Source organism: Aeromonas sp. 600886, assembly GCF_049174935.1.
Classification (GTDB): domain Bacteria; phylum Pseudomonadota; class Gammaproteobacteria; order Enterobacterales; family Aeromonadaceae; genus Aeromonas; species Aeromonas veronii_A.
In genome coordinates, this window is the sequence record NZ_JAAKUB010000047.1 from 1 (window position 1) to 5,488 (window position 5,488).

The 5,488-nt window shown below is 55.9% G+C and carries 4 protein-coding genes; all 4 read left to right on the plus strand.

The window, feature by feature from the left end; genetic code table 11:
• Window positions 1-299 precede the first annotated feature (299 nt).
• The 4 genes from G5179_RS20730 (at window position 300) to G5179_RS20745 (ending at window position 5,396) form a co-directional block, all read left to right on the plus strand.
• Window positions 300-752 carry a pullulanase gene (locus G5179_RS20730; RefSeq protein ID WP_139405601.1) on the plus strand — a complete coding sequence of 151 codons (453 nt, stop codon included), beginning with the start codon at window positions 300-302 and terminating at the stop codon, window positions 750-752.
• A 211-nt stretch (window positions 753-963) separates the two neighbouring features.
• Window positions 964-3,111, plus strand: coding sequence for an adenosylcobalamin-dependent ribonucleoside-diphosphate reductase (locus G5179_RS20735; protein WP_421259026.1), 2,148 nt, complete (start codon window positions 964-966; stop codon window positions 3,109-3,111).
• 10 nt (window positions 3,112-3,121) lie between these two features.
• The gene (locus G5179_RS20740; RefSeq protein WP_227341944.1) at window positions 3,122-3,805 is read left to right on the plus strand and encodes an NrdJb; all 684 of its coding nucleotides are present in this window, start codon (window positions 3,122-3,124) and stop codon (window positions 3,803-3,805) included.
• Window positions 3,806-4,025: 220 nt separating this feature from the next.
• The gene (locus G5179_RS20745; RefSeq protein WP_005358170.1) at window positions 4,026-5,396 is read left to right on the plus strand and encodes a PhoH family protein; all 1,371 of its coding nucleotides are present in this window, start codon (window positions 4,026-4,028) and stop codon (window positions 5,394-5,396) included.
• Window positions 5,397-5,488 lie beyond the last annotated feature (92 nt).

Here is a 5,488-nt window from a genome sequence, read left to right on the forward strand (position 1 = left end):
AGGACACTGCCAGGCACCCAATACAAGAAACCCCGCTCATCGAGCGGGGTTTTTTATTGCCTGCAATTCAGCACGTCACCGGATTATTAGACTTTCCCCTTCTTGTCATTCATTGATTACCCTTCTAAAGCCCCAAAACGACCTCTTTTTCTGTTCGATATTTGCTCACCAGTTCAATGTGTTGGATACAAAAAGTACAGAATGTGATGCCTCTACCTTTCTTGTGATGCCTGCTCTGGTTTAATTCTTCAGTCCACATGGATGGACCAAGGAATCACAATAATTTAAGGAATAGACCCATGTTCAAAAGAACAGTAACGATGATGCTGGCGGCGGGAACCCTGGTATTAGGCGGTTGCGCATCCAATGGTGGTGCAGAGCAGGCTGGGGCAGACAACGGCGATTTCGGTGGCAAGTCCATCTACCTGCGCGGGGAGATGAACGACTGGATGGCGACTGATGAAAGCAAGGTTGTCAAGGTGGCCGACAAACTCTATATGGCCAAAGGCACTCTCAAGAAAGAGTGGGCCCCCTACAAGTTCAAGTTTGCTGATTCAGGCTGGAGCTGCGGTACCAACTTTGGCTACAAGAGCCCGAGTGATGGTGTTGCCGTGTTGGGTGGTGAGGCGGTGCCGGTAAACCCCTGCTCCAAGTATGAGGACATGAAGTTCTCACCGGATGCTGATGGCGTCTACGAGTTCTATCTGAATATGGCGGGTGAAACGCCGTCCGTTTACGTCAAGAAGCCCTGATCTATCTCTGAGTGTTAAATCTCTCAGCAAATTAATCAGTTAAGTGCCCTGGCCCAGAAATCTGCTGGCCGGGGCATTTTTTTAGGTTAGAATCGGCGCCCTCATGGCATCAGGTGTACTATATGTTGTGCCATTAATTTTAGATGGCACCATTGGTTGTGTTTTCTGCTGTTGTCATGATGTTGATGCATTCACATAAGGTTGATTGAAAATGGCTAAATCGAACCCGGTGCTGGAGAGTGAGCTTGGCTCCCGCCTTATCCCCGTGCAGGAAACGTCCCTCGAGATCTGGGATAGCAAGTATCGCCTCAAGAGCAAGGATGGCACTCCCATCGACAGCTCTATCGATGAGACTTACCAGCGGGTAGCCCGTGCGTTGGCAGAGCAGGAGCTGGAACCGGAGGCCTGGTATGAGCCGTTCCTGTGGGCGCTGCGCAATGGGGCCATTCCGGCGGGCCGGATCACCTCCAACGCCGGGGCGTTTGAGCACAAGCCTGCCACTTCAACTATCAACTGTACTGTTTCCGGCACCATCGAAGATTCGATGGACGATATCCTCGGCAAGGTGCACGAGGCCGGTCTGACCCTGAAAGCCGGTTGCGGTATCGGCTATGACTTCTCGACCCTGCGCCCGCGCGGTGCCTTTGTCTCCGGTGCCGGTGCCTACACTTCCGGCCCGCTCTCCTTCATGGATATCTATGACAAGATGTGTTTCACCGTCTCGTCAGCCGGTGGCCGTCGTGGCGCCCAGATGGGCACCATGGATATCCGCCATCCCGATGTGATCGAGTTTATTCAGGCCAAGCGTGAAGATGGCCGCCTGCGTCAGTTCAACCTCTCCCTGCTCATCACCGAAGATTTCGTCAAGGCGGTGAAAGAGGATGCCCCCTGGTCGCTGATCTTCCCCTATACCGCTAAAGAGGTGGAGCAGGATGGCATTGCGCTGGACGATCCCGCTCAGGTGCTATGGGCCGACTGGCCTAACAAGGAAGGGGTCGTGTTCAACGAGTTGGGGCAGGTCGCCTGCAAGGTCTACAAGACCCTGCCGGCACGCAAGCTATGGAACGTCATCATGACATCCACCTATGACTATGCAGAACCCGGCTTCATCCTGATCGACAAGGTCAACCAGATGAACAACAACTGGTTCTGTGAAGAGATCCGCGCGACCAACCCCTGTGGCGAGCAGCCTTTGCCGCCTTATGGCGCCTGCCTGCTGGGCTCGGTCAATCTGACCAAGTTTGTGCGCGACCCTTTTACTGAAAGCGCTGCGTTCGATTGGCAGGCGTTTCGCAAGGTGGTGGCCATCTTTACCCGCATGCTCGACAACGTGGTGGAGATCAACCAGCTGCCGCTAGCCAAACAGCGCGAGGAGATCACAGCCAAACGCCGGCATGGCATGGGCTTCCTGGGGCTTGGCTCTACCCTGACCATGCTGCAGATCAAGTACGGCTCTGCTGCATCCGTGGCCTTTACGGAGCAGGTATCCCAGGAGCTGGCGATGACTGGCTGGCAGGAGTCCCTGCGTCTTGCCAGGGAGAAGGGCCCGGCCCCCATCATGGAGCAGGAGTTTGAAGTGACTGGCAAGATGCTGCGTCTGCGCCCCGAGATGGCTGCTGATGGCATCAAGGTGGGCGACAAGGTGAAGGGCAAGGTGCTGCACGCACGCTACAGCCGTTACATGCAGCAGGTTGCCGAGGTGGATCCTGCGCTGGTCGCCGAGCTGGCGGAAGTGGGTGGGCGTTTCACTCACCACAGCAGTATTGCGCCGACCGGCACCATCTCGCTGTCACTGGCCAACAACGCCAGCAACGGCATCGAGCCGAGCTTTGCCCACCACTACAGCCGCAACGTCATCAAGCCGGGCAAGAAGAGCAAGGAGAGCGTCGATGTCTACTCCTTCGAGCTGTTGGCCTACCGCGAGCTGGTGAATCCGGCCGCCATGCCCTATGCCGATGATGAGGCGAGCCGTCTGCCGGACTATTTCATTACTGCCGATGACATCAGTCCGGCGCAGCATGTGGACATTCAGGCGGCGGCCCAGCGCTGGATTGACTCCTCCATCTCCAAGACTGCCAACGTGCCGACCGATTTCCCGTTCGAGCAGTTCAAGGACATCTACATGTATGCCTCGGACTCCGGCCTCAAGGGCTGCACCACCTTCCGCTTCAATCCGGAGGCCTTCCAGGGCGTGCTGGTGAAGGAGAAGGATCTGGAGAACACCCTGTACGATTTCACCCTGGAGGATGGCTCCGTCATCTCCGTCAAGGGGAACGAAGAGATCGAATACGATGGCGAGCTGCATACGGCCGCCAACCTCTACGACGCCTTGAAAGAAGGCTATTACGGTAAATTCTGAGAACGACATTATGGTCAAGAAGATCGACAAGAAAATCGTCGCCTACAAGGTGCGTACCAAGGATGAGCCGCAAGAAGATCTCTCTGTGCAGGATGACGTAGTGCACATGCACGAAACCGTGCTGCGCCCGGAGCGGCTGATGGGCACCACCTACAAACTGAAGACGCCGGAGCATGTCTCCGAGCACTCGCTGTTCATCACCATCAACGACATTATTCTCAACGAGGGCACGGTTCACGAAACTCGCCGTCCGTTCGAGATTTTCATCAACTCCAAGAGTCTGGAGCACTACCAGTGGATCGTGGCGCTGACCCGCATCATCTCGGCGGTATTCCGCAAGGGGGGGGATGTCACTTTCCTGGTGGAGGAGCTGCGTTCCGTATTCGATCCCAAGGGCGGCTACTGGAACAAGGGCAAGTACGTTCCATCGCTGATCGCTGAAATTGGCAACGTGATCGAGAGCCATCTCACCGAGATAGGCATGCTCAAGGCGCCGGGGTTGGACGAGCATCAGCAGGCGTTTCTGGCCGAGAAGCAGGCCGAGTTGAAGGCGGCTCAGGAGGCTGAAGAGCAACAGACTGGCAGTGGTTTTCCGGCCAATGCCGCGCTCTGCTACAAGTGCCACACCAAGGCGCTGGTGCTGAAGGATGGCTGCATGACCTGCCTCAACTGTGGCGACTCCAAGTGCGGCTGACAGACATGCCCAAGTAGTTGAACGATAGAAAAAAGACCGGCCACAGTGCCGGTCTTTGTATTGCTGTTTTTATGCGCAATCAAATCAGGCGGCCAAGTGATTTGTTGCGCGATAGTAAAATCGGGCGTAGCGTTGAGGGTAATAAAACTGTCACGGCCGTGTGGTTTCAATGACATCTGAGATTCACACACGTGGCCCTTCAGTGCCAAGGAGGATGCTTATGGACAATACGGACCGAAAGCTGTTTATCCTGGATACCAACGTTCTGCTTCACGAACCCCTCGCTATCTACTCCTTCAAAGAGCACGACGTGCTCATCCCCATGACGGTGCTGGAAGAGCTCGATAACATCAAGGATCGCAACAAGGATGTCAGCCGCGACGCGCGGGTGGCCATTCGTGCGCTGGAAGATGTGTTCCGCGATGCAACCCCGGATCAGATCACCCAAGGCGTTCCGCTGGCTGGCGAAGCGAGCGGCAATATCTGCATCTTCAGCGATCACCATCTGCCGCAGGATGCCGAGGTGTTTACCGACAAGGAGGCCGACAACCGCATCATCAACGCGGCCCTCTATCTGCAAAAGCACGAGTTGAAGCGTCAGGTGGTGCTGGTCACCAAAGACATCAACATGCGCCTCAAGGCCAAGGGGGCCGGGCTTGCTCACGTTGAAGATTACCGTAGCGACCAGCTGATCGATGATATCCGCCTGCTGGCTAAAGGCTTTCAGGTTGTGCCCGGCAGCTTTTGGGAGCGGGTTGGCGAGTGCGAGAGCGAAACCCATGGCCGCGACACCATCCATGTGATCGATGCCAATCTGCTGGAAGGGGTTCACGTAAACCAGTATCTGGTGGATGAGGAGAATTTCTTCGCCGCCCGGGTGCTCAGCCACGATGGCAACAAGATCCGCATCAAGGATCTGGGCCGCGAGCGGCTGATGTCCCGCAAGGCGTGGGGTGTCCATCCCAAGAATGTCTATCAGGGGATGGCTTTGGATGCACTGCTCGATCCGCACATCGATCTGGTTATCCTGACCGGCCCGGCGGGTTGCGGCAAGACCTTGCTGGCCATGGCTGCTGCGCTGGAGTTGGTGATTGAGAAGGGCATTTACGAGAAGGTGATCGTCACCCGGAATACCCCGGAAATTGCCGAAAGCATCGGCTTCCTGCCCGGCACCGAAGAGGAGAAGATGATGCCCTGGCTGGCGGCGGTGACCGACACCCTGGAGGTGCTGCACAAGCAGGACGAGAACATGAGTGGCTCGCTCAGTTACATCATGGAGAAGGCCAATATCCAGTTCAAATCGGTCAACTTCATGCGCGGGCGCAGCATCCAGAACACCTTTGTGCTACTGGATGAGTGCCAGAACCTGACGGCTTCCCAGATCAAGACCATCATTACCCGTTGCGGGGAGGGCACCAAGATCGTCTGCTCTGGCAACCTGGCCCAAATCGACTCCAACTACCTGAGCCCGGTGACCTCGGGTCTCACCTACATCGTCGAGCGTTTCAAGGATTTCGACGGCAGTGCCAACATCTTCCTCAACGGGGTGGTGCGCAGCCGGTTGGCCTCCTTTGCCGAGGAAAATCTCTGATTTAGCTGACTATCTTCTGTCTAGTCCTGAAATAGGTTTACACATTTTCAACTAGCATTTTTCTACTCAGAACCCTCTATGTACCGCATCGG